The organism is Mycobacterium sp. IS-1556, from assembly GCF_001499985.1.
Taxonomy (GTDB): domain Bacteria; phylum Actinomycetota; class Actinomycetes; order Mycobacteriales; family Mycobacteriaceae; genus Mycobacterium.
Map to the genome: position 1 here is coordinate 32,334 of NZ_LQIM01000004.1, position 23,727 is coordinate 56,060.

19 protein-coding genes are annotated in these 23,727 nt (G+C 69.0%); 5 read left to right on the forward strand and 14 right to left on the reverse strand.

Going from position 1 to position 23,727, the window contains the following annotated elements:
- Window positions 1-41 precede the first annotated feature (41 nt).
- Window positions 42-1,238, forward strand: coding sequence for an alpha/beta hydrolase family protein (locus tag AU187_RS25375; protein WP_059166332.1), 1,197 nt, complete (start codon window positions 42-44; stop codon window positions 1,236-1,238).
- Here AU187_RS25375 and eccE read toward each other — a convergent pair.
- The 13 genes from eccE to AU187_RS05140 all read right to left on the reverse strand — a co-directional run bounded on the left by eccE (window position 1,225) and on the right by AU187_RS05140 (window position 17,731).
- Window positions 1,225-2,142 carry a type VII secretion protein EccE gene (gene eccE, locus AU187_RS05080; protein WP_059166333.1) on the reverse strand — a complete coding sequence of 306 codons (918 nt, stop codon included), beginning with the start codon at window positions 2,140-2,142 and terminating at the stop codon, window positions 1,225-1,227. The genes AU187_RS25375 and eccE overlap by 14 nt on opposite strands.
- Window positions 2,139-3,545, reverse strand: a complete 1,407-nt coding sequence (gene mycP / locus AU187_RS05085; protein WP_059166334.1) for a type VII secretion-associated serine protease mycosin — start codon at window positions 3,543-3,545, stop codon at window positions 2,139-2,141. The genes eccE and mycP overlap by 4 nt, the downstream gene beginning before the upstream one ends.
- Before the next feature lie 10 nt (window positions 3,546-3,555).
- Window positions 3,556-4,941 (reverse strand): type VII secretion integral membrane protein EccD, encoded by a 1,386-nt coding sequence (gene eccD / locus AU187_RS05090; RefSeq protein ID WP_059166335.1) that lies wholly within the window; start codon window positions 4,939-4,941, stop codon window positions 3,556-3,558.
- A gap of 86 nt (window positions 4,942-5,027) precedes the next feature.
- Entirely contained in the window at window positions 5,028-5,894 is an 867-nt protein-coding gene (locus AU187_RS05095; RefSeq protein WP_059166336.1) for an ESX secretion-associated protein EspG, read from the reverse strand.
- 6 nt (window positions 5,895-5,900) lie between these two features.
- On the reverse strand, window positions 5,901-6,191 hold the full coding sequence (locus AU187_RS05100) for a WXG100 family type VII secretion target (protein WP_059166337.1): 291 nt from the start codon (window positions 6,189-6,191) through the stop codon (window positions 5,901-5,903).
- A 29-nt stretch (window positions 6,192-6,220) separates the two neighbouring features.
- Window positions 6,221-6,514: a hypothetical protein gene (locus AU187_RS05105; protein ID WP_059098700.1), complete on the reverse strand. Its 294-nt coding sequence runs from the start codon at window positions 6,512-6,514 to the stop codon at window positions 6,221-6,223.
- A gap of 52 nt (window positions 6,515-6,566) precedes the next feature.
- The gene (locus AU187_RS05110; protein WP_059166338.1) at window positions 6,567-8,078 is read right to left on the reverse strand and encodes a PPE family protein; all 1,512 of its coding nucleotides are present in this window, start codon (window positions 8,076-8,078) and stop codon (window positions 6,567-6,569) included.
- 2 nt (window positions 8,079-8,080) lie between these two features.
- Window positions 8,081-8,389 carry a PE family protein gene (locus AU187_RS05115; protein WP_059098702.1) on the reverse strand — a complete coding sequence of 103 codons (309 nt, stop codon included), beginning with the start codon at window positions 8,387-8,389 and terminating at the stop codon, window positions 8,081-8,083.
- Entirely contained in the window at window positions 8,389-12,363 is a 3,975-nt protein-coding gene (gene eccCa, locus AU187_RS05120) for a type VII secretion protein EccCa (RefSeq protein WP_059098703.1), read from the reverse strand. The genes AU187_RS05115 and eccCa overlap by 1 nt, the downstream gene beginning before the upstream one ends.
- A 61-nt stretch (window positions 12,364-12,424) precedes the next feature.
- Entirely contained in the window at window positions 12,425-13,990 is a 1,566-nt protein-coding gene (eccB, locus tag AU187_RS05125) for a type VII secretion protein EccB (protein WP_059098704.1), read from the reverse strand.
- Complete coding sequence (eccA, locus tag AU187_RS05130; protein ID WP_082683954.1) at window positions 13,987-15,828, reverse strand: type VII secretion AAA-ATPase EccA; 1,842 nt, start codon at window positions 15,826-15,828, stop codon at window positions 13,987-13,989. The genes eccB and eccA overlap by 4 nt, the downstream gene beginning before the upstream one ends.
- 68 nt (window positions 15,829-15,896) lie before the next feature.
- Complete coding sequence (locus tag AU187_RS05135) at window positions 15,897-16,802, reverse strand: class I SAM-dependent methyltransferase (protein WP_059098706.1); 906 nt, start codon at window positions 16,800-16,802, stop codon at window positions 15,897-15,899.
- Between the two features lie 38 nt (window positions 16,803-16,840).
- Window positions 16,841-17,731: an oxygenase MpaB family protein gene (locus AU187_RS05140; RefSeq protein ID WP_059098801.1), complete on the reverse strand. Its 891-nt coding sequence runs from the start codon at window positions 17,729-17,731 to the stop codon at window positions 16,841-16,843.
- 79 nt (window positions 17,732-17,810) lie between these two features.
- Here AU187_RS05140 and AU187_RS05145 point away from each other — a divergent pair, with 79 nt between their 5' ends.
- On the forward strand, window positions 17,811-18,431 hold the full coding sequence (locus tag AU187_RS05145) for a TetR/AcrR family transcriptional regulator (RefSeq protein ID WP_059098707.1): 621 nt from the start codon (window positions 17,811-17,813) through the stop codon (window positions 18,429-18,431).
- 3 nt (window positions 18,432-18,434) lie between these two features.
- On the opposite strand, the gene AU187_RS05150 is transcribed toward AU187_RS05145, so the two are convergent.
- On the reverse strand, window positions 18,435-19,010 hold the full coding sequence (locus tag AU187_RS05150) for a VOC family protein (protein ID WP_059098802.1): 576 nt from the start codon (window positions 19,008-19,010) through the stop codon (window positions 18,435-18,437).
- Between the two features lie 237 nt (window positions 19,011-19,247).
- Here AU187_RS05150 and AU187_RS05155 point away from each other — a divergent pair, with 237 nt between their 5' ends.
- From AU187_RS05155 to AU187_RS05165, 3 genes are read left to right on the forward strand one after another with little or no spacing between them, the layout of a single operon-like run.
- On the forward strand, window positions 19,248-20,390 hold the full coding sequence (locus AU187_RS05155) for an alpha/beta hydrolase (RefSeq protein ID WP_059098708.1): 1,143 nt from the start codon (window positions 19,248-19,250) through the stop codon (window positions 20,388-20,390).
- On the forward strand, window positions 20,366-21,400 hold the full coding sequence (locus AU187_RS05160) for a 2-hydroxyacid dehydrogenase (protein WP_231740264.1): 1,035 nt from the start codon (window positions 20,366-20,368) through the stop codon (window positions 21,398-21,400). The genes AU187_RS05155 and AU187_RS05160 overlap by 25 nt, the downstream gene beginning before the upstream one ends.
- Before the next feature lie 33 nt (window positions 21,401-21,433).
- The gene (locus AU187_RS05165; protein ID WP_059098709.1) at window positions 21,434-23,650 is read left to right on the forward strand and encodes an acyl-CoA dehydrogenase family protein; all 2,217 of its coding nucleotides are present in this window, start codon (window positions 21,434-21,436) and stop codon (window positions 23,648-23,650) included.
- Window positions 23,651-23,727: the final 77 nt, after the last annotated feature.

Here is a 23,727-nt window from a genome sequence, read left to right on the forward strand (position 1 = left end):
GTCGTCAGTCTGGCACCGCCGGCGCCGGTTACCATGCGGACGTGAGCCAATCGGACGCCAACCCGGTGGATCCCCCCATTCCCGTTCCCGACGTACCCGGCGCGGACGCCACTACCGGCGGACTTCCCCGCCGTGCCGATCTCACCTTGCGCCAGCGGCTCATCGTCGACACGTCGGCCGTCGCCGACATCGCGCTGCGGACCGCGATCGCCTCGCTGCTCGCGACCACCATGCTGCCGACCCTGGCGGATGGGCTGCGCCGGTCGCAGTCGCGCGCCGAGCGCGAGCAGTTGCAGTTCTACGCCGAACTGGCCGCGGCGAACGATTCCGCGCAGTCGTTCCCGGCGCCGGCATCGCGTCCCCGGGTCACCTCGCGCACCGCAAACCCGTTCGCTGAGTGGATAGCGAAGGGTCGCGTCGAGAACATCCGGTTCAACAGCAGCTTCGAGGCGATCAACCCGGCGTTGCGCACACAGTGCCGAGGATTCGAGCGCAACAACGTCGTGCACGCCCAGCACTGGCGGCACGACGACGGTCCGCACCCGACGCTGTGTCTGATCCATGGGTTCATGGGTTCGCCCTATCTGTTCAACGGGCTGTTCTTCTCCCTGCCGTGGTTCTTCCGATCCGGTTACGACGTCCTGCTCTACACCATGCCCTTTCACGGTCCCCGCGCCGAGAAGGGCTCGCCCTTCAGCGGTTACGGGTTCTTCGCCAACGGGTTCTCCGGTTTCGCCGAAGCGATGGCGCAGTCGGTGCATGACTTCCGCTCGATCATGGACTATCTCGAGTTCACCGGCGTCGATCGCATCGCCTTGACCGGGATGTCGCTCGGCGGGTATACGGCGGCGCTGATCGCGGGCATCGACGATCGCATCCAGGCCGTCATCCCCAACGTCCCGGTGGTGGCGCCCGATCAGACCGTCGACGAATGGTTCCCCGCCAACAAGGTGGTGGCGTTGCGTAACCTGCTGTCGGGCACCGATGCCGAGCTCACCAGCGCTGCGACCCGGTTCTCGTCGCCGCTGAATTACGCGCCGTTGGTGCCGAAGGACCGGAGGTTGATCATCACCGGTCTCGGTGACCGGTTGGCGCCGCCGGAGCAGGCCGAGATGCTATGGGAGCACTGGGACCGCTGCGCGTTCCACTGGTTTCCCGGCAACCACATCCTGCACGTCAGCCAGCCCGACTACCTGCGCCGGATGACGCGGTTCATGCAGGGCTTCATGTTCGACTGAACTCCGGCCGCGTTCCCGCCGGCCAGGCGATGCGCTCCAACTGCTCACGCGATACCGGCTTGCCCGAAACACCTAGATGGCCAACGGCTTTGGGGTCCAGTGCGGTCAGCAACGGCCTTTGGAGTCCGCGGTGGGCGGTCAACCCGGGCAAGGGTGCCTTGCGCACCACGTCGGGAGTGCGGAAGGCGCACGCCGCGGCGACGACCGGTTGCGCCGCGGTGCCGCTGAACTCGAGGGCGGTCCACGTCTCACCCTGCTGCGACCACACCTCGGCGAGGCGCTCAGCCAACCGCTCATCGACCGGAATCTTGTAGACAGAGATGAATCCGCGGTCATCGCATACCCCCGACCACTTCTCGCGCCGCGCTGCGCCCAACGGCGCGTCGGTGTCTTCGACGATCGCGGCGTCGAGACCCGCCTCCCGCAGATGGTCGGCGAGCCGCCGGCCGGCGATCTCAGCGGTGTCGTGTAGCGGAAGTTCCGGAGAACGTGCCTGCAGGGCAACCAGATTCGCCTTCGCGTCCAGGGTCAGGCTGATCCAGGTGGTGCGGACACCGTCCTGATCGAGGTTGGTGACCCGAACCTTCTCGCTGCGGACCCCGAACCGCTCGACGTATCCGGCCAGCAACGGCAGCGACACATCGACGCCTGCCGGGCCGTCGACACGCAGCACCACGGTTGCCTGATCCGGCCTCTGCGCCTTCGGCTTCGAGTGGTTGCGTCGCCACACCGCCACCCTGCGGCCGATCATGGTCGTCACGAACTGTCCACGCCACCAAGCGAACACCACCACGACGACGGCGGCCGCGATTCCCAGGATCCACCAGTCGGTGGTGGACTCCCACGGGTACGCCATGGCCGCCAACACCACGGCCAACGACGCCAACGCAATTCGAACGGTCACGATGCCTCCGGTTGATTGTCGAGTTTCCTTCGCCGGTGCACCGCCACCGCCGCCGTCACGGCCGCGATCAACGCCAGCGCCCCGGTACCCGCGAACGCGACGACTTTCGGGGTGGAATCGGGCGCCTGCGGCGCCGGCGGCGCGGCGACCGGCCGGGGTTCCGGGTCACCGTCGTCGTCGATGGCCGCCGTCACATCCCACGTCAGTGAGGCGACGGGGTCGACGAGCCCGAACCCGGTCAGGTTCGACGGCGCCCGGGCCGCCCCCTGGGCCCCCGCAGTCAGGCGATCCCTGACCTGTTCGGCGGTCAACTCGGGGAACCGGCTGCGCACCAACGCCGCGACACCGGACACATAGGCCGCCGCGAAACTCGAACTGTTCAGCGGGAACAGCCGGCCCTGGCTGTCGGGCAACGCGTTGGCGAGCCCCCCGCCGTCGCCGTTGCCCACCGACGCGATGTCCTGCCCCGGCGCCGCGATGTCCACCCATGGTCCGGCCATCGTGAAATCCGCCGGCCGGCCCGCAGAGGTCAGCGCCCCGACCGAGAGCACGAACGGCTGCCAGGACGACGGGATCGACACCGACGTGACGCCCGACCAGTTGCGGGGGTCCTCCGGGCGAGCGGGATCCGACAACGGGTTCGACGGGCACGCCGAACCGGGGTTGAGACCCGCTTTGTTGTTCCCGGCCGCGGCGACGATCACCGCATCCTTCTCGACGGCGGCGTACCGCAGGGCCGCGCCGAGCTGACTCTGGTCGACGGTCTCGGTGGCGGGCAGGCAGGTGACCGCGGAGATGTTGATCACGCGCGCACCCAGGTCCGCGGCGCGCACGACAGCGCGGGCCAGCGTCGCGACGTCGAGCGCGACACGCGCCACGGCCTGGTTCTCCACCGACTCGGTCGGTGAGAACCGCGCCGAGGTGGATCGGATCGACAACACCCGGGCTCCGGGCGCGACGCCGGAGAACCCGTCGGGCCCCGGCTGGCCGGCGATCAGCCCGGCCACCAGCGTTCCGTGCCCGTCGCAGTCGGTCAGCCCATCGGTGTCCGCGACGAAGTCCCCGCCTGGATCGACGTTCGGCAGCCGCGGGCCCGGCCGCACACCGGTGTCGATGACGGCCACGACCTGTCCGTCCCCGCGGCTGTACTCCCAGGCGCCCTCGAGGTTGAGCAGCTCGCGGTTCGGGCCGGGCGCACCGGGATCGGTGCCCGGCAGCACACCGGCGCTGACGCACGGGCCGCGCTGAGACATCGGTTGCACCGGGCCGGGGGCACCCGACGGCGGTGGCACCGCGGGATCCACTTGCGGCGGTGTGATCGCCTGCGCCATCGGGCAACTCATGCTCAGGACGGTCAGTGCCACCGCCGTGGCGGCGAATACGGTGCGCAGTCCGTCGCGCATCACCGATGCCTCATCGGTTCAGCACCCAGGTGAACAGTCCGACCAGGTACGCCAGCACCGGGATGAGCGACGCGTCGACGGCAGACGCCAGGAAACCGACCAGGCGGCGCATGGGCAGCGAGTAGGTGTCGGGCGACGCCACCCGCGGGAACAGTGCCGCGATCACCCACACCGCCGTCAAGCCCGCGAGCGCCGCCAGCGCCCACCACGCGGCGGTGTAGCGGTCGTCGACACTGAACACGACGAGGAACGAGATCGCCAGCAGGAACGGCAGACTCAGCAGCCACGCCTTGCACGGCGCGGAGTCCCACACCCGCGCCCGCAGCACAGAACCCAGCGCGACCGCGGCCACGACGTACCACGCCCAGCTCGAAACGCCTTGCGGGGCCGCCAATGTCAGTGCGCCCGCGGTGCTCAGCAGCACTCCTCCGGCGATGAAGCCGGTCTGGTGGGAGTCGCTGATCCTGACCCGCCGCGGCAGATCCGCGAGCACCTTGAGCGACGGCGCCGACGGCGTCGGGTCACCGGGGGCGGGAATCACCGGAACCGGCAGTCGCGACCACACCGCGGAGAGTTGGGCGGCTTGGACCGTGACCACCAGCGCCAGCACAACCAGCACGGATCCGACGACGAGGTGGTCCAGCGTCCAGATCGTGGCAGCGCCCGCGGTGATCAGGGCGCCGGCGCCGACGACCGTTGCCGCCGTGAAGATCGCGATGGCGCGCTGGGCGACGACGATGCTCATGATCGACCAGGCCGTCACGCCCGCGGCGGCCAGCAGCACGTGCGACGGCCCGAACTCGCCGGGTACCGCGAGCGCGAGGGCCACGGCGATCGGCGCCAACGCCGTCACGGCCAGCGCCGTGCCGAGCCGAGGTGACCGGCCCCAGGTGAGGAGCGCGGCCAGCACCGTGAGCACCGCGATCCCGCTGGCCGCCATGAGGCCGGCGAAACCGCCGACGACCTCACTGTGCACAGCGGCGAACGTCGTGGCAACCAGGATCAGCGCGACGACGGCCGCTGCCGCGCCGCGGGCGATGTGCGCTGCACCCCAAGGCTTTTCGCGGGCAGCCGAGAAGATGACCGCCGCATCGCCGATGTCCTCGACGATTCGCGGTGCCGCGGGCCCGGCGGGTAGCGGCTGCAGCGCAAGAAGGTCGCCGTCGACGACGCCGACGGTGTTCAGGGTCGCGTCGAGGCTGAACGGCGCGCCGCCGACCGGGGCGAGCGACAGCACGACCGGTGCGGCGTCGTCGTATTCCTCGTCGGCGGGCATCGCCATCCGGCGTACCGCGGGCAGGATCTCGCGCAGGGGAAGTTCGGTAGGCAACGCCATGTCCGTGACCCGGCCGCCGGCCTCGCCCGCGGCGAGCACGGCGACCCGAACGATCGGCATCGACGGCGCGGACGCCTCGGTCCTCTCCGACGGCCCCGACGGCCCTGGCGGCCCTGGCGGCATGGTTGCCAGGGAAGAGGTGCCGGTCATCGGATGGTCTGCCATTGCGGTTCCGTTCTTTGGTTTGAATCGAAGTCTCGGGTGAGTTGCAGGTCGGGGAACCACGCCCCGTCGGGCAGCGTTGCGGTGAGCCGCTCGACCGCGGTCGCGATCGCCAGCGGTGTGCCGGGGGCGAAGGTCGACACCCATTCGCCGTCGAACGCCTTCGACGGATGGACGAGGACCCTGCCTTCCCGGGTGTCGACGACGCTGACGCCGACGTCGGTGCTGACACGGTGACCGTCGCGGTGATCGCCCGCGACAATCTCCACATAACTGCGGTCCGGCGCGTACGCGGCTTCCACCACGGCGCGCGCGCTCGGCGGGATGCCGAGGAACTCGACGACGTCGTCCAGCGTCGCGCCGTTGCGCAGCTGCTCGTCGGCGCGCGCCCCGATCCGGGCGGGGATGGCGAACTCGTCGAAGCCGGCCGGCGGCCGGCCCGACAACCCGGCCGTCAGGATGGGCACGAGTGCCTGCGGGTGGTCCACGTCCAACGCGGTGAGCGTGACGAGGCCGCCGGCGCGCAGCGCGACGACGGTGTGCTCGCCACGGCGCGCGACGTGCCCGCGCAGCATGCTGCCGGAGCCGCGGACGAATCTGAGTTCGAGCCACCGCCGGGGCCGGCACGTCGTCGTAACCCATTGCCGGACATAGGGATCGACGGTCCGGTCGGCGGTCATCACGCCCAGCTCCACCAGTTCGGCCGACAGCCTGGACTCGACTGCCGCCCGCTCAGCGTGGTCGCTGTACGGCGGGGTGATGGCCAGCACCCAGGGATAGTTCCCTGCGCCCGACGCATCGGCGACGAACCAGGCCTGCTCCGCGGTCAGCTCGACTGCGTTAACTGCCACCGCCGATCAGCCACCCCATTTGGCGCCTTCGGCCTGGTCACGGGCGCTCATCGACATGGTGTTCTGTTCGTGCGTGGCAGCCATCGCGCGGTATGCGCGCACCAGTTCCTCGAGGCTGGCGTTCCACTGCGACTGCCACGCCTGGTACGTCATGCCGGTGTCGCCCTGCCAGGCGCCGGCCAATGCCGCCTGCTCGCTGGCGATGTCGGCGCCGACGGCGTGCAGAGCGCCCGCGTAACCGGACATCTCGCCCGCGTGGGCCAGCATCGCCGGGTAGTTGTACATGATCTGAGACATCAGGTTCTCCCTCTAGGTCAGTTCGAAGTTCAGATACCGGTGTAGGTGCTGGCCGCCGCGGCGTCCTCGGCGACATAGGTGCCCGCGGCGTCGCCGAGATTGACCTGGGCGATGTCGAGCAGCGAGTTGATCTTCGCGGAGACCTCGATGAAGCGGGCGTGGGACGCCTGGAAGGCGGCCGACGACTCGCCCATGTGGAACGCCTGCGCCGACTGGGCAGCCTGTTCGGCCTGCGCCATGGTGCTGCGCATCAGGGCGGCCTTCGCGGAGAACGCGGCCTCGGATGACACGAGTTGCGGGATGTGAGCGTCCAAGAGGCTCATGGTTTTTCCTTTCGGATCGTGGTTCGGCGGTTCGGGTTTCGCTCAGCTCTGTTCAGTCGCGCTCTCCCCCCTTGTGGTCCCAGTCGCTGGGCAGCATGGGTTCGGTGGGTCCGCCGCCGAAGGAGTCGCCGGCGAGCTCGGTCAGCCCGGCGGCCTGCTCGGTGTCGGACTTGGTCGCTGCACCGGTGAAACCCACTGCGCCTGCGCCCTTTTCCGATGCGCTCACGTGCGGACGCCGCACCGTTTCGGGCGGCGGCGTCTCGTCTTCCGGCTCGTAGTCCATGTAGGCGTCGGCGTACTGGCGTTGGTGGATCGGCTGCGGGCGCTTGCGGCGAGCCTTCCGTTTGGCCAACGACGATGCCGCGGCGGCCGCAGCCGCGGATGCCGCGATGTCGGACGCCGGCGCCTTGGCGCTGATGCCGTCCCGGAACGTCGGGGAGACACCCTCGTCCGGGTCGGGGCCGGCGATCGCGTACGGCACCGCAGTTGCCGCCGCCGGGGCGGGCGGCGCGCCCGCTGGGGCCGACCCGGCACCGACCGACGTCGTCGGAGCGGCGGTTCCAGTGGGAACGGTCGGCGCCACCGCGGTGACGGGTGGCATACTCTCGGCCCGCGTCACCGGGACCGGCTGGGCCGGGACAGGGGCGACGGCAGGCGCTGGCGCGGGTGCGGGCACAGCCATTGGCGGGGGGTTCAGCGCCTGGACGATGAGGCCGATCATTATCGGCAGCAATATCGGAGCACTGAAGATCAGCGACCACGTGGTCCATCCGAGTGGCTGGGTGATCGCCTGATAGAGGACGAATAAGAGCACCACTCCCGACCCCGGGTTGAAGAGCCACGCGAAGAAGTTGCCCATGAAGTCATTGAGAGAATCGAACAAGTCCTCGAAGAACTTCTGAAGCTCCTCCAGAAATCGCGCGATGGAGTCGGCGAGATTCCGCGCCGAACCGGAGTCGGCGGCGGTGGCCATCGCCGAGGCGTGCTGTGCGTCGGCGGCGGCCGAACCGGCCTCTCCCACACCGGGAGCCAACAGCATCGGTGCCGGTGTCGTCATGGGGGTGGCCGCCACCGCCGCTCCCGACACCGCCTGGTAGGTGCTCATCGTCGTCGCGGCCTGGATCCACATCCGCACGTAGTCGGCTTCGTTCAACGCGATCGGGATCGTGTTGATACCCAAGAAGTTCGTCGCCGTCAGCACCGCGTGCGTGGCGTGGTTGAGCGCCAACTCGGGCAGCGTCGGCATCATCGCCAACGCCGTCGTATACGCCGCCGCGGCGGCCTCGTGCTGAACCGCCGACGCCGCGCTGTTGGCGCTGGCCTGCGCCAACCACGCGAGATATGGCGCATGCGCAGCGACATACTGCTCGGCGCTCGGCCCTTCCCAGGCGCCGCCCTGCACCGCCCCCAGCACGGCGGTCAACTCCGCTGCGGCGGAGGAGTATTCGGCGGCCAGCGACTGCCACGCACCCGCGGCCGCCAACAGCGAACCCGGCCCGGGCCCGCTGCTCAGCATGGTCGAGTGCACCTCCGGAGGCAGCGCCATCCAGATCGGAGCCGTCATGATCAGCTACCGGCGACCAGGTACGTCGAAGCGGCCATGGCGTCACCGGTGGCGTAACTGGTGGCGGACTGCCCGACGCCGACGCCGGAGCGGCCCAGCTCCTCGACGCCGTGCGCGGCCACCGTGTTGTGCTGCGTGCCGTGCGCACTCAGCCCCGCGGCGGTCTGCAGCGACACCGCGTCGACGGCCGGCGGCACCACCGTGCTGACCAATGGCGCGGCGGCGGCGTGCGCGGCCGCCAATCGGGCCGTCAACGCCTCGACGGCGGAACCCGCCGCGGCCAGACCCTCGGGAACGACGCGAAGAGTCATCAGTTGAACTCCCTTCCACTAGTGCCGTTGTTGCCGGTGCTCTCTGCGACCGCGTCGGCGAACGGGTTGACGAGTTGCAGGAACGTCGGGCCATCGCCATCGTCCAGCAACATCGCGCGGCCCGCAGGCAGACGGCGGAACCGGTGGCCCCGGATCTTGCCGCTGTCCTGCGGGTTGCCCGACAGCATGAGGATGGCCGCCTGCAACTCGTTGAGCCGGCGCAGCAGCGGTGCCGTCATCAAAGCGTGCGCCGAACCGGTGGCCCGCGCGGTCACGATGACGCGCAGACCCAGTTCACTTGCCTGCGACAGCAAACCGATGATCCCGGTCCACGGCCGTTGCCCGACGAACGGACCGCTGACCGCGGGGGCGTCCGGGATCTGGTCGACGTCGTCGATGATCAGGTAGTGGGTGTGGCCGTCCTCACCGGATTGGTAGGTCCACCTGCTCAGTTCCTGCGGGGACAGCCCGGCCGGCGGGCGGCGCCTCTCCAGCAGTGCGCTGAGCCCCAGCATCGCAGGGGTGATCCGGTCGATGTTCGGCGTGTACTCGTTGTCCGGGAACAACGGTTCGTCGACCAGATGCAGGCGACGGTCGATCACCGTGAACGCGACCCGGTCCGACGTGGAGTGCTCCCGCACCGTGCGGATCACGTGACGCAGCAGCGTCGTCTTGCCCGACTTGGCATCGCCGAACACCATCAGCAGCGGGTTCTGGTCGAACGCCATCGTCACGGCCGCGAGGTCCTCCTCGCGCTGGCCGATGACGACGCGCTCCGGCGCCGGATACAACGGCGCCACCGCGGCCGGCGCCAGATCGCGCGGCAGCAGCCGCACCGGCGGCGCGGTGACACCCCGATGGCGGGCGTTGATCACCCCGATGTCGCGCAGTGACGGCTCGGCGAACAGGAAGTGCTCGGCGGCCATGGTCAAACCGCGGCCCGGCTGATCGGCCGGTACCGCTTCGGCGGGCCGGCGCAATGCACCGGTGATCCGCACGTTGCTGTCACGCGCGTCGGACAGCTTCAACTCGAGACGCAGACCGAGGCCGTCGCGCATCGCCAGCGGCACCTCGAGCCAGTTCGGCGTGGTGATCACGACGTGGATGCCGTAGGACATCCCGGTGTTCACCAACTCGGTCACTTTCGCCAACAACGGATTCCGGGTGTTGAAGGTGTCGGTGTTGTCGCGGCTGAACGCGTACAGGTTGTCGATGACCAGGAAAACTTCGCCGTAGTCGTCGCGCTGACCGTTACCCGAGTGGCCATGTGCCTGGCGGGCGCGCAGCAGCTGTTCGAGCTCGCCGAACGTGCGCCGGATGCGCTCGGGTTCCAGCGGCGAAGCGACGCTGCCGACGTGCGCCAGGTCTGCCAGCGGACGCAACTGGCCCCCGCCGTAGTCCAGGCAGTAGAACGACACGTCGCGCGGTGAGTGCAGCGCCGCGGCGGACAGGATGAACGTCTGCAGCGCCGTGGTCTTACCGGACTTCGGGCCGCCGTGAATCAACATGTTGGCCGCAGCGGACCTGGCGTTGAAGATCAGCGGATCGCGGCGCATCGCGAACGGGCGGTCGATCTCGCCGAGCGGCCAACGCCACTGGCGTTCGGCCACGTCGGCGCGCGCGAGCAACTCGTCGAGCGGAATCGGCTCGTCCAGCGGCGGCAACCACAGCTGTGGCGCCTTCGGACCGTAGTTCGCGAGCTGATCGCCGATGGTGGCGACGAGCTTGCGCGGCGGACGGTCCTCGTGCGCAGCCGGATCGGAGACGACGACGGTGTCGGCGGGCGCCTCGACGTGACCGGCAGTGAATTGTTGCGGTACCGGAACCGCCTGCACGACAACAGACTTCTCGATCCGCGGCGGGTCGTAGATGCCGTCGACGTAGGTGCTGCGGAACTTGACCGGCATCGCACCGGGCGTCGGCACCAGAAAACCCTCGCCCTTGTGCTCGGGGCCGGCCTCGATGTGGAACGCGTCTTCGACACCGATGATCTGGCGGCTGACGGCCGGACTGGCCACCTTGAGCCCGATGCGATAGGAGGTGTTCTTGTCGATGTCCTTGATCCGGCCCACGTCCAGCGTCTGCGACGCGAACAGGATGTGGATGCGGAACGAACGGCCCTTGCGCGCGACGTAGTCGAACAGCTCGGCGTATTCCGGGTGGTCGGACAGCATCAGCGAGAACTCGTCGGCGACGACGAGCAGCGTGGGCAACGGCGGCAGGTCGTGACCCGCCGCTATGGCGGCCTCGTACTCGAGCACCGAGTTGAACGCGCTGCCCTGAACCCGACGCCCGGCCTCCATCAGCAGTTGCTCCCGGCGCGCCACCTCACCGCGCAGTGTGTCGGCGAATCGGTCGGCCAGCGAACGCTTTTCGGCCATGTTCGAGATGACCGCGACCACCTGCGGGAAGTCCCGGAAGATGTCCGCCCCGGCCTCGCCCTTGAAGTCGGCGTAGATCACGATTAGCCGATCTGCGGAGTGAGTCGTCAACAGCGACAGCAGGATCGACATCAAGGTCTGCGACTTGCCCGAACCCGTCATGCCGATCATCAGGCCGTGCGGGCCCATGCCGCCCTCCGCCTCGTCCTTGAGGTCGAAGATGAGCGGCTCGCCCGTCGCGGTCACCCCGATGGGCACCCGCAGTTCGTCGGCGCGCGCCCGCGGAGCCCACAGGCTCGCCACGTCCAGCGCCGCGGCGTCGGGAATGCCGAGCAGCGTCGAGAACGTGGCGACGCCGGCGCTGGCGGTCCGCGCGTGGCTCGGGTTCGAGTCCCACCTCGACAGCCGGCGTGCGATGTGCCGCGCGGTGGCGACGTCGAGTTGGTCGGCGGCGTCGACGTATGGCTGCCACCCGCCGGTCTGCCAGCGCCGCAGCTGCCCGTCGCTCACCTGCAGGATCGGCCGCTCCGGGTCGGGGTACTGCTCGCGGTGCGGCGGTTCGGCGATCCGCTGCACCAGCGTCACACCGGCCAGTCCGCCCCGCGGGACCAACGCGCCGGGATCCACGTCGGGATCGTCGACGACGATGAGCAGGTGCTTGGCACCCGTTTCGTCGGCGTCGCCGAACGGCGGCCGGTCGTCGAGCGCAGGCGCGAGCAGCGAGCGCAGCTCAGCGACATCGGACGCCAGGTAACGCGCCGGCCCGGCGCCATCCACCGACCCGGGAATGTCGTTGTGCGGCAGCCACTTCAGCCAGGACCAGTCGTCGCTCTCGATGTCCGGCGCGAGCAGCGCGACACCCAGCACCGCCGGGTCGTGCCAGGTGACCGCCTGGGTGATCCAGCCGCGCAGTGCCCCGCGGACGTCGTCCGGCTCGCCGAGCACCGTGATGCGGGAGACCTTGCCCAGGTCGATGCCCGTCGGCACCGCGCGCACCGTGCGCTGCACGTCGAGCAGTCCCCGTAACGCGCTGTGCGACACCGGTTCCAGGTCGACCTCGTCCGCGCTGTCCTTCACCCGCAGCGTCGCGTTGAGCGGGGCATCGTGCAGTCCGGTGCGCACCACCAGGAAGTCCGGGTCGTGCGGATCGCGCTCCCACTGCCTGCGCGTACCGGGCACGTCGATGAGCAGCCCCGGATCCGGGTGCGACCACTCGAGCGCGGCGCGCTGCTCGGCGGCGTGTGCGCGCACGTTGTCGCGAACCACCGACAGGTAACGCAGATAGTCGGCGCGCTCGGCGTCGACCTCCTCGGTGCGCATCTTGTTGTCGGTGCCGCGGTAGAGCGCAGTGGCGGCCAGCAGCAGGACGAACGGAAAGAACAGCGTCGTCGGCGAGATCAGCCGCATGCCGGTGGCCACCAGCGCCACGATCATGCCGACGATCAGGATGACGATCAGGTACGGCAGCACCCGCCGCAGCAGCGACGGCGGCACGACCCGCGGCAGTTCCGGCGGCGGCTCGATGGTGATGGTGCCCTTGCGCGTCGTCGGCACCGGGATGCGGCGACGCGCCTCGAAAATGAGCCGACTCACGCGCCGGCCTCGCAGGCTCGCCCGGCGTGTTCTGTGCTGATGGTTCGCTTGCAAGCTGCGCTCACGGCTTCTCCCTCACGACGGCGGGGCGGGGGTCGGCGGCGAGCGCGTCATGGGCCAACAGCGCGTCGGCGCGCGACAACGTCGGACCTGGCGCGAACTGGCTCAGCATCGACCATGGAATCGGTACCGCGGGCGGGGTCAGCCCGAGCGCGTCGATGGCTTTCTGGTCACCGTTCTCGTCGAGGCCGTAGCGGACCCCGACGTCGCTGAGCCAGAAGGATGCGCCGCCGACGGGTGGGGTCGACGCGCCCCCGCCGTCCTGGCCGACGGTCTGGACCAGGTAGCCGCGACCAGGCGTCATCACCACGCGGTTCGCGGTGGTGCCCGAACCGGCTCCGACCAGTGGGACGGCGCGCAATTCTTCGGACACCGGCAGTGTGACCCCGGAACGGAGGTCCAGCGTCGCGCTGGTGGCGTCGGCGGGCCGCGTCCACCGGGCGCATGTCAACGGCGCGTCCGCGGCGTCGACGAGCGTGAGCGGTTCATTCGGATAGGCGTCGGTGTCGATGACATTCGCGACGGGTAGACGCGCGATGTCATCGGCGCCCAACCTCGGCGGCTGGTCGAGCCCGAACGAATTCGCGTTGCGCATGATCGACGCGATGACCGGTGAAATCGGTTGCAGCCCTTCGCTGAGCACCGCGTAATGGCGCAGCGTGTTGTCGGCGGCGAAGGCGGCCACCACCGCGCCGACCGGTGCGGGCACCGGCAGCGGATAACGCGGCGGTTCGCCTGCGCCCGGGATCGCCGGCGGGCTCAGCGCGGGTGCTTCGGGCACCGCGTTGAACAGCCCGGGCGCGATCGGTCGGGCGACGGCGGGCTCGGTGCCGAAGCCCAGCGCGCTGGTGACGGCGCGGTCGTTCATGTCGATCGGGCTGCGACGGCCGTCCCACAGCAACCAGGTGCCGGCGTTGGGGCCACTCGGATTGGACACCAGAATCGCTTGGTCGTCGGCCAACGGCGCAGCGCGCTCGCCACCGTCGGCCAACGGGCCCGCGATCATCGTGACACCGACGGCGGGTCCCGAAACCCCGTCGCACACCGTCCAGTCGGCGTCACGGGTCGTGTTCTGCACCGTGCGATCCGGCGCGCCGGGGATGCCGAGCAGATTGCCGCGGGGGAACTGATCGATCTCGCTTGTCTTGACCTGCGACGGGTTGTCCGGGCGACCCGCGATCAGGCGTGCAGACGTCAGGTTCAGCACCGGGTGCAGCTGCTCGCCGAGGCGGACGTAGAGCGCCGAGGTGGTGCGGTCGGCCAGGATCGCGTCGTTGCCCGCCACCCCGCCGGGCCGGATCCACGAGAACACGACACACCCGGCCAGCCCGGTGATCAGCACCAGCGCGCCGACGAGCACCGAGCGGGTCTGGGTGCGAAGCGGGTCGACGAGCATGCGGGTGTCGTGCAGGGCGACGCCGGATGCGATGCGCCGCATGATGAACCGCCATCCGGTGACCTGATGGCGGGTGACGAACCCGCGGCGGTACACGACCCGGTCGGGGTTCTCGTTGGCCGGTGTCCGCGAGGCGAACGCGCGACGATTCGAGTTGTCGGGAGTGCTCATTCGGGCACCGCCAGGCCGAGGCCACGCAGCAGCGGAATGGCGGATTTGGTGACGTCTTCGTCGGTGATGGTCATCAGCTCGTCATCGGTGAAGTCTTCGGAATCGGAGTGGTCGAGTCGGTATTCGCGCTCCTCCTCGGAACGCTCGACCAGGTTGCGGACGAACCGGCCGTTACCGGCGATGTCCAGGTTGCGCCGCTCGATCCCGGTGGCGTCCGGCGTGGTGGCCGCGGCCAACTGGCCGAACAACGCTTCCATGTGGGCGAGCGCGGCCGGCTCGAAGACACTGTCGCGCTTCTCGGCCATCCGCATCGCGATCTCGACCAGTTCGTGTGGTGAGTACGACGGGAATTCGATGCTGCGCGTGAAGCGGGACCGCAGACCCTCGTTGGTGTCCAGGAATGCGTCGAGGTCCTTGCGGTAACCGGCGACGATGACGACCAACCGCTCGCGATCGTTCTCCATGCGTGCCAGCAGCGTGTCGATGGCGACCAGACCGAAGTCGTTCTTGGCGCCGGTCGACACCAACGCATAGGCCTCATCGAGGAACAGCACGCCGTCGAGCGCGCTGTCGATGATCGCGTTGGTCTTGGCCTCGGTCTCGCCGATGTGCTGACCGATCAGGTCGGCGCGGTGCACCTCGCGGACCGTCTCCTTCTTGAGAATGCCCAGCCCGCAATAGATCTTGGCGACGACGCGCGCGATCGTGGTCTTACCGGTACCGGGCGGGCCCGCGAACACCAGGTGGTTGGTGCGCTGGGCCACCGTCAGCCCGCGCTCCTGGCGGCGGATCGCCATCGCGACCGAACTCTTCAGGCGCGCAACCTGATACTTGACCTCTTCCAGGCCGATGAACTCGGCGAGCTCCGCCTCGGCTTCGACCAGTAGGTGCGCCTTACGCTCCTTGGCGCCGGGGTCGACGAACTCGGCCTCGGTCGGTTCGGTGGCGGGATCCCAGGGATCGGAGCGGCCCTCGATGCGCGCAGCCGTGGTGGTCACGATGCCGTAGGAGGTGTCCGACAGGGCGAGCTCGATCTGCTCGTTCTCGGGGTTGGCGGCGTAGAGCTCGGCGAGCACGTCGGCGGCGTCGAGCTCTTCACCCTGGGCACGCAGGCACAGCGCCTTGACGAGCGTGCCGTCCGTCGTCGCGACGTCTACCGGTCCCGCCGGGTCCTCCAAATATGACAGCGCCGGGGCGAACATGCCGAGGCGGGCCAGTGAAATGCCGAGCGTCACGCGCACGGCGTGTGCCGACGTCTCGTCGAGCTTCTTGTCGTTGACGATCGGGGTGAGCAGCCGCACCACGTCGGACCAGCGCTCGGCCCGGTAGTACATCGCGACCCGCACCCACCGCGCCTCGAACCAGCCGGGGCGCCTGGTGATCAGCGGCTCCACCAGTTCGTCGGCGGCGGAATAGTCGCCGGCGTCGCACAGCGTGACGGCGTAGGCCAGCTGGAAGTCGTCGGGAGCCGACGCCGAGAACTTGAGGTAGAGCCCGGCGTCATAGGTGAACGCCAGATCGCCCTCGGTGAGTTGCACGTGGCGCTGCAGCACCCCCGCCGTGGCGACGGTGCGCCAGATGGCTTCGACGACCTTCGCGCTGGTGTCGCCCGCCGCGGCGAGCCCGGTCCAGGCATCGCACTGCTCGCGGGCGATGCGGGTGAGTTCGGCGAAACCGGCGCGGGCAGCGGCGGGATCGGGCGGACGGCGGCGGTCGTGCACGGAGAGCCCCAGGGCTCGGCAACACGTGGCGAACCGACTCACCACGTCGTGATCGACGCGCGAAGTCGCAGCAAAATCGGTTGGTAGCGGCACGCGCCGTGATCTCCCCGTAGTCATCGCAGGCTAACTTTCCGCCCGAAGTTAGCATTGACTAAGCTAACTTGTACAGACGCACCTATTTTGCTTCAGCCGGTGAGCCGTTTCCCCTCTTTGACGGCGCTGACCAGGCTGATCGTGCTGACCATCACGGCGGCCTCGGAATCGTCCGCCGGCACCGGCCGACCGTTCCCGCGCAGCCAGTCCGGCAGTGGGGTGGCTTCGGCGCGCCACCCGCGGGCGCCGAACCAGCTCGCGGCGGGCTCGTGCTGTTCGTTGTAGACCAGGTTGAAGAACGTGTCGTCCCCGCCCGTGGCCCGCTCTTCGGCCCTCTTGGCCTCGAACGCGGCGGCGTCCATCGGCGCCGCTTCCTCCACGGCGGCGTGACTACCGGGTGCGGCCAGGGCGTCGATACCGGTGAACAGCTGCCGTTGAGCGGCGGCGGGCAGATAGATCAGCAGTCCCTCGGCGATCCAGGCGGACGGCTTGGCCGCGTCGAACCCGTGGCCCCTCAGCGCTTGCGGCCAGTCGTTGCGCAGGTCGACCGCGATCTCCCGGCGTTCGGCCCGCGGGCTGTGCCCGGCGAGCGTTTGCCGCTTGAATTCGAGCACCTGCGGCTGGTCCAACTCGAAAAGCAGGGTGCCGTCGGGCCAGTCGAGTCGGTACCCGCGCGAGTCAAGCCCGGCGGCCAGAAGGACGATCTGCCGAACGCCCGCTGCGGCAGCGGCGCGGAAGTAGTCGTCGAAGTACTTGGTGCGCACCGCCTGAAAGTTGACGAAGTCCACGCCGAACTCCGTGTTGAGCGCATGCTCGGGTGCCCGGCCGTCGAGCAGGTCCGCCCACTCGCCGCCTACCGCGCGACAAAAGACCTCGGCGAACGGATCGACCGCGACGGGGTCGGGCTTCTGCGCCTCCAGCGCACGGGCGGCGGCGACGAACAACGCCGTCGAGCCGACGCTTGTGGTGATGTCCCAGGTGTCGTCATCAGTACGCATGCAGTTGTTTCTACGCCGAGATTCCGACAGTGGGCTCGCTACACCAGGGGGCGGCCGGTGCGGACGCGCCAGTCCAGATCCTTGAGCAGCACGTTGAACGGAAACTGCCGGACGAAGCGCGGCATCACATTGTTGACCCGGCCCAGCGTCCGCATCACCCGGTTGAACCGGCGCTGTTTGGCCGCATCCCACGGCAACCCCATCTCGTCGCGGAAGCGCTGGGGCAGAAAGCCGGTCGTCATGAAGAGGTTGACGGCGTCGGTCCGCCGCTGCAGCCACGCCGGCGCCTTGACGTCGCCGAGCCTGCCCGCCGCGATCGGCCACAGGTACTCGCGCACCGCGGCGTCGATGTGCACCTTGTCCAGCGACTCCTGCCAGTACTCATCGAACGCCTTGCGGTCCGCGGGCCACATCTCGGCGGGCACCTGCAGCGTCGTGCCGAGCGCGGCGGCGTCCCGGTAGTGGCGGTCCGCGGACTCATCGTCCATCTCGCCGACGAAGATCCGGAACACGTCGACGAACCCCTTGTACAGGCAGGCGGCCACCCAGAGCTGGAGGTCCTTGTTGAACGCGTTGTATTCGACCGGGCTGTCCGGCAGCGAGTACACCTCGGCGTGCGACCGGTTGACCGCGCGACGGTACACCGCCTTCTGTTCGTCACTACCCGCGAGCGCCACGGCCAGGTACGTGAACGTGGTCCGCGCCCGCTTGATCGGGTGCCTGTCCGCGCGGCCACTTTCGACACGGCTGTCCTTCACGCCGTATCCGACCCCCGGCCGCGCGAGTTCCATGATCACGTTCGCGGCCCCGGACAGCAGCCCGATGCCCAGCATCGCGTCCTCGGGCCCGACGTTGCGCCGCAACGGGCGCCCGGGCAGGGGCGCGTCGTTGACCGCACGTCCGACGTGGTCGATCGGCTCGGAAACCATCTGCACCCCTATCGCACAAAAGTGAGAACACTTGTTTCCTGATATTGCTCCTGCTCGGCCCGGGTGTCAAGATGGCGACATGGCACAGGTCCGCCCGTACCGCGGCGTCGACGCGGCCGAGCGCCTCGCCCGGCGCCGTCGCCGCCTGCTCGAAGCGGGCCTCGACCTGCTCGGAGCCGGGGGGAACGACCCCGCCGAGCTGACGGTGCGGGCGATCTGCGGCGCGGCGGGCCTCGGCGTCCGCTACTTCTACGAGAGCTTCACCGACAAGGACGACTTCGTCGCCGCGGTGTTCGACAGCGTGGTCGCCGACATCGCCGCCACCACCCAGGCCGCTGTCGCGTCGGCACCGTCGCAGGAGCAGTCGCGGGCGGGCATGGCCAATGTGGTGCGCGCGATCGCCGCCGACGCGCGCGTCGGTCGCCTGCTGTTCAGTGTCGAGTTGTCCAACACGGTGATTGTGCGTAAGCGCGCCGAGTCCACGGCCCTGTTCGCGATGCTGCTGCTGCAGCACGCCGGCACGCTCGGCGCGCAAGACAGCGAACTCACCAGAGCAACCGCGCATTTCGCGGTCGGCGGCGTAGGCCAGACCCTCAGCGCGTGGCTGGCCGGCAACCTCGAAATCGACAGTGACCAACTCGTCGACCGGCTGGCGGTGACTCTCGACGTGTTGTCGGGTCTGTCGGGTGCCGAGACCTGACCGTCAGGCGGTGACCTTCGGGCGGCGGTCGGCGGCCGTCTTGGGCGTCGCTTGTGCGTCGCTATCGGTGAATTCCTTGGTCCAGCAGGCGAATTCGAGCGTGATGCCGTCGGGATCGTGGAAGTAGAACGAACGGACGTAGACACCGGGGTGCACGGTGGGTGAGACCTGCGCCTCGCTCTCGTCGTGATTGAGCACCGGACCGACCCGCACGCCCTTGTCCTTGAGGCGCTGCCGGTACTCGTCGAACTTCTCGGCGGGCACGTGGAAAGCCAGGTGATTCATGGTGCTGACCGCGCTGACGATGTCGCCGATACCGGGGATGGCCTCGGGCGAGGAGATGCCGGGCACCCGGTCCGGCGCGTCGGCGAACCAGAAGAACGCGACGCAGTCGCCGTTGCCCGCATCGAAGAAGAAGTGCTGGCCCATGCCGCCCGGCAGGTCGAGCGACTTGATCAACGGCATGCCGAGGATGTTGCTGTAGAAGTCGACGGTCTTCGCCATGTCCGAGCACACCAGCGCCACATGGTTGATGCCGCCGAGTTCGAATTCGGAGTTCGGATTGTCGGGCCTGATCATCTGGCGCCTCCTCGGGCGAATCTCTGGCCAGAAACGCAAACTGAATTTAGCATCAGGTTCAAGCTCGATCAATGACGAACGGACCGGCACTGCCATGACGATCGCCCCGCGCGTCCCGCCGCCGTTCATGTCGGTCACGCGCACGGTCGAACACGTTCACCACCATGGCTTTTGGGTGGGCGACAGGGTGCTTTCGGCGACCGTATCCCGTCGTACGACGTACCCCTTGGGGGCCGCATGAGCAGAACCTCCTCGAGCGCCGGAACGCCGGGCGTCATGCGCGAGTTCATCGGCCTCGACTCCCCCACTGCCCGCCGCGCCGGCGCCGGCGGACACCCGTGCCAAGGTCTCTATCACCGCGGAGTGGGCCGCAAGCCGAAGGTCGCGATGATCACAACGCACTACCAGATCGACTTCTCCGAGCACTATCTCGCCGACTACATGGCCACTCGCGGCATCGGCTTCCTGGGATGGAACACGCGGTATCGCGGGTTCGAGAGCAGCTTCCTGCTCGACCACGCGCTCGTCGACATCGGCGTGGGGGTGCGCTGGCTGCGCGAGGTCCAGGGCGTGGAAACCGTTGTACTGCTTGGCAACTCCGGCGGCGGGTCGTTGATGGCGGCATACCAGGCGCAGGCCGTCGACCCGCATGTGACACCGCTCGCCGGCATGCGCCCGGCGGCCGGACTCACCGACCTGCCGCCCGCCGACGGCTACGTCTCGACCGCCGCACACCCCGGCCGTCCCGACGTGCTCACCGCATGGATGGACGGCGCCGTCATCGACGAAACCGACCCGGTGGCAAGCGATCCCGAGCTCGACCTGTTCGACGGACACAACGGCCCGCCGTACTCCGCGGATTTCGTCGAGCGGTATCGGGCCGCACAGGTCGCGCGCAACGACGCGATCACCGACTGGGCCGAGGCAGAGCTCGAGCGCGTGCAGGCTGCGGGTTTCTCCGACCGCCCGTTCACGGTGCTGCGCACGTGGGCCGACCCACGCATGGTGGATCCCACCCTGGAACCGACGAAGCGACCCCCGAACATGTGTTACGCCGGAGTGCCGGTGCAGGCCAACCGATCCGCGCGCGGCATCGCGGCGGCGTGCACGCTGCGCAACTGGATCGGCATGTGGAGCCTGAGGCATGCGCAGACGCGTGCCGAACCACACCTCAACCGGATCACCTGCCCTGCGCTGGTCATCAACGCCGATCAGGACACCGGCGTGTACCCGTCGGATGCACAGCGCATCTTCGACGCACTGGCCAGCGCCGACAAGGCGCAATGCTCGATCGACAGCGACCACTACTTCACCACTCCCGGGGCCCGCAGTGAGCAGGCCGATACCATCGCCAAGTGGATCGCCAAGCGGTGGCGCTAGCCGTCGACGACTCGCGCGAGCGCGCAACGCTGCGAGTCCTCGCCCATTTCAACCCTGGTCCGAAGGTGTTCGATTTCGTTGCTCCGGAGGCTGATTGGCTCGACATCCGCTACTGCGCAGACGATGACGACGCCACCTTCTACCGGGAGTTGCCCGAGGCCGAGGTGATCTGGCACGTCTTGCGGCCGATCTCCGGCGAGGACCTGGCCAAGGCCGGTCGCTGCCTGCTGGTGCACAAGATGGGCGCGGGGGTCAACACTGTCGACGTGGACTTCGCGGCGGGCCACGGGATCGCGGTAGCGAACATGCCCGGCGCGAACGCCCCCTCGGTCGCCGAAGGGACCGTGCTGCTGATGCTGGCCACGCTGCGCCGGTTGACCGAACTGGACGCCGCCACCCGCGCGGGCCGGGGCTGGCCGTCCGACCCGAGCCTGGGCGAAACCGTCCGTGACATCGGCGGCTGCACCGTCGGTTTGATCGGCTACGGCAACATCGCCAAGCGGGTGGAGCGAATCGTGCTGGCCATGGGCACCCCGCCCGATCGGATTCTGCACACCAGTACCCGCGAGGACGGTCATCCCGGTTGGCGTGCGCTACCCGACCTGCTGGCCGCCAGCGACATCGTCTCGCTGCATCTTCCGCTGACCGACCGCACCGCGGGCATGCTCGACCGTGCGGCGCTGTCACTGATGAAGCCCGACGCCGTGCTGGTCAACACCAGCCGCGGCGCCATCGTCGACGAGGCGGCCCTGGTCGAGGCGCTGCGTGCGGGCCACCTGGCCGGCGCGGGCCTCGACGTCTTCGCGACCGAGCCGGTCGCGGCCGACAATCCGCTGTTGAAACTCGACAATGTGGTGCTGACCCCGCACGTCAGCTGGTACACCGCCGACACGATGCGGCGGTACCTGGAATTCGCGGTGGACAACTGCCGCCGCCTGCGGGACGGCCGCGAGCTGACCAACGTCGTGAACGGTATCGTGTTTCCCAACCGACCGGTTAATAGGGAATGACCCGTCCCAGCCCAGTCACAAAGAGGTGTAGGTATGCCCATCGCCATCAACCCTGAGCACAACGACCTGGCCGATTCGGTACGGTCCTTCGTCGCCCGGGTGGCGCCGTCGGAGGTGCTGCACGAAGCGCTGGAGACGCCGATCCCGAATCCGCCGCCCTACTGGAAGGGCGCCGCCGAGCAGGGCCTGCAGGGCGTGCACCTGTCGGAAGGCGTTGGCGGACAAGGCTTCGGCATCCTCGAGTTGGCGATCGTCGTCGCGGAGTTCGGCTACGGCGCGATGCCGGGCCCGTTCGTGCCGTCGGCGATCGCCAGCGCGCTGATCGCCGCGCACGACCCCGAGGCCGCGCTCCTGAACGACCTGGCCTCCGGTGCGACGATCGCGTCCTACGCCATCGATTCCGGCCTGACCGCCACCCGCCACGGTGACGACGATGCCGCGGGTCTGGTCATCCGCGGCGAGGTGCGCGCCGTGCCCGCCGCCGAGCAGGCCTCGGTGCTGGTGCTGCCGGTCGCCGGGTTGGAAGAAGGAACCAGCGGTCACAAATGGGTGGTCCTGGAGGCCGGGGAACTGGAGATCGAACCGGTCAAGAGCCTGGACCCGCTGCGGCCGGTGGCCCACGTGCGCGTGAACGCCGTCGAGGTCGGCGACGACCGGGTGCTGAGCAACCTGAGCCGCCCGCTGGCGCGCGCACTGATCTCGACGTTGCTGTCCGCTGAATGCATCGGCGTCGCCCGGTGGGCCACCGACACCGCGGCCGAGTACGCCAAGATCCGCGAGCAGTTCGGCAGGCCCATCGGCCAGTTCCAAGCGATCAAGCACAAATGCGCTGGCATGATCGCCGACACCGAGCGGGCCACCGCCGCCGTCTGGGACGCGGCCCGGGCCATCGACGAGTTCCGCGAAACCGGTGCGGCCGAAGCGGGTTTCGAGTTCGCCGCGGCGGTCGCGGCCACTCTGGCGCCCGAGGCCGCCCAGCACTGCGCCCAGGACTGCATCCAGGTGCACGGCGGTATCGGCTTCACCTGGGAGCACGACGCCAACGTCTACTACCGCCGCGCGCTGGTGCTGGCGGCCGGTTTCGGGCGGCACGCCGACTACCCGCAGCACGTCGTCGACGTCGCGACCAGCACCGGCATGCGCAAGCTCAACATCGACCTCGATCCGGAGACAGAGAAGCTGCGCGACGAGATCCGCGCGGAAGTCGCTGCGCTGAAAGACATTCCACGCGAGGAACGCACGGTCGCGATCGCCGAGGGCGGCTGGGTGCAGCCGCATCTGCCCAAGCCATGGGGCCGGGCGGCGGGTCCCGTCGAGCAGATCATCATCGCCCAGGAGTTCGAGGCCGGCCGGGTCAAACGCCCGCAGATGGGCATCGCGGCCTGGATCATCCCCTCGATCGTCGCGTTCGGCACCGAAGAACAGCAGCAGCGCTTCCTGCCGCCGACGTTCCGCGGCGAAATGATCTGGTGCCAGCTGTTTTCCGAGCCCGGCGCGGGTTCGGACCTGGCCAGCCTGACCACCAAGGCGACCAAGGTCGACGGCGGCTGGCGAATCACCGGACAGAAGATCTGGACCACCGGCGCGCAGTACTCGCAATGGGGCGCACTGCTCGCGCGCACCGACCCGAGTGCCCCGAAACACAATGGCATCACGTACTTCCTGCTCGACATGGCCACCGACGGCATCGAGGTCAAGCCGTTGCGCGAGCTCACCGGCAACGCGATGTTCAACACGGTGTTCATCGACGACGTGTTCGTCCCCGACGAACTGGTGCTCGGCGAGGTGAACCGGGGCTGGGAAGTCAGCCGTAACACGCTCACCAACGAACGGGTGTCGATCGGCAGCAGCGAGCCGCCGTTCCTGGCCAACCTCAACGGGTTCGTCGAGTTTCTCCAAGACGGACAGTTCGACCAGATCGAGCAGAACCACGCGGGCAGGCTCATCGCCGAGGGTCATGCGGCCAAGGTGCTCAACATGCGGTCGACGCTGCTGACGCTCGCCGGCGGCGATCCGATGCCGGCCGCGGCGATCTCCAAGCTGCTGTCGATGAAGACCGGTCAGGGTTATGCGGAATTCGCGGTGTCGACATTCGGCACCGACGGCGCCGTCGCCGACCCGAAAGAGTTGCCGGGCGTGTGGTCGGAGTACCTGCTCGGCAGCCGGGCCACCACGATCTACGGCGGCACCACCGAAGTGCAGCTCAACATCATCGCCGAACGCCTGCTGGGACTGCCCCGCGACCCGTAACGGCGCTCGGCGGTTGTCGGCCCGGACTCCCACGGCGCCTGCCGCACGTTTAACAACCCGGCCGAAGGCAACCCGGC

Excerpts from the sequence above, each read along its gene's own strand:
- mycP (WP_059166334.1), bottom strand. The coding sequence starts at position 3,545 with ATGCGCGACGGACTGCGCACCGTATTCGCCGCCACGGCGGTGGCACTG.
- eccD (WP_059166335.1), bottom strand. The coding sequence starts at position 4,941 with ATGCCGATCGTTCGGGTCGCCGTGCTCGCCGCGGGCGAGGCCGGCGGC.
- AU187_RS05100 (WP_059166337.1), bottom strand. The coding sequence starts at position 6,191 with ATGTCTCAGATCATGTACAACTACCCGGCGATGCTGGCCCACGCGGGC.
- AU187_RS05105 (WP_059098700.1), bottom strand. The coding sequence starts at position 6,514 with ATGAGCCTCTTGGACGCTCACATCCCGCAACTCGTGTCATCCGAGGCC.
- AU187_RS05110 (WP_059166338.1), bottom strand. The coding sequence starts at position 8,078 with ATGACGGCTCCGATCTGGATGGCGCTGCCTCCGGAGGTGCACTCGACC.
- AU187_RS05115 (WP_059098702.1), bottom strand. The coding sequence starts at position 8,389 with ATGACTCTTCGCGTCGTTCCCGAGGGTCTGGCCGCGGCGGGTTCCGCC.
- eccB (WP_059098704.1), bottom strand. The coding sequence starts at position 13,990 with ATGAGCACTCCCGACAACTCGAATCGTCGCGCGTTCGCCTCGCGGACA.
- eccA (WP_082683954.1), bottom strand. The coding sequence starts at position 15,828 with ATGACTACGGGGAGATCACGGCGCGTGCCGCTACCAACCGATTTTGCT.
- AU187_RS05135 (WP_059098706.1), bottom strand. The coding sequence starts at position 16,802 with ATGCGTACTGATGACGACACCTGGGACATCACCACAAGCGTCGGCTCG.
- AU187_RS05140 (WP_059098801.1), bottom strand. The coding sequence starts at position 17,731 with ATGGTTTCCGAGCCGATCGACCACGTCGGACGTGCGGTCAACGACGCG.
- AU187_RS05145 (WP_059098707.1), top strand. The coding sequence starts at position 17,811 with ATGGCACAGGTCCGCCCGTACCGCGGCGTCGACGCGGCCGAGCGCCTC.
- AU187_RS05150 (WP_059098802.1), bottom strand. The coding sequence starts at position 19,010 with ATGATCAGGCCCGACAATCCGAACTCCGAATTCGAACTCGGCGGCATC.
- AU187_RS05155 (WP_059098708.1), top strand. The coding sequence starts at position 19,248 with ATGAGCAGAACCTCCTCGAGCGCCGGAACGCCGGGCGTCATGCGCGAG.
- AU187_RS05165 (WP_059098709.1), top strand. The coding sequence starts at position 21,434 with ATGCCCATCGCCATCAACCCTGAGCACAACGACCTGGCCGATTCGGTA.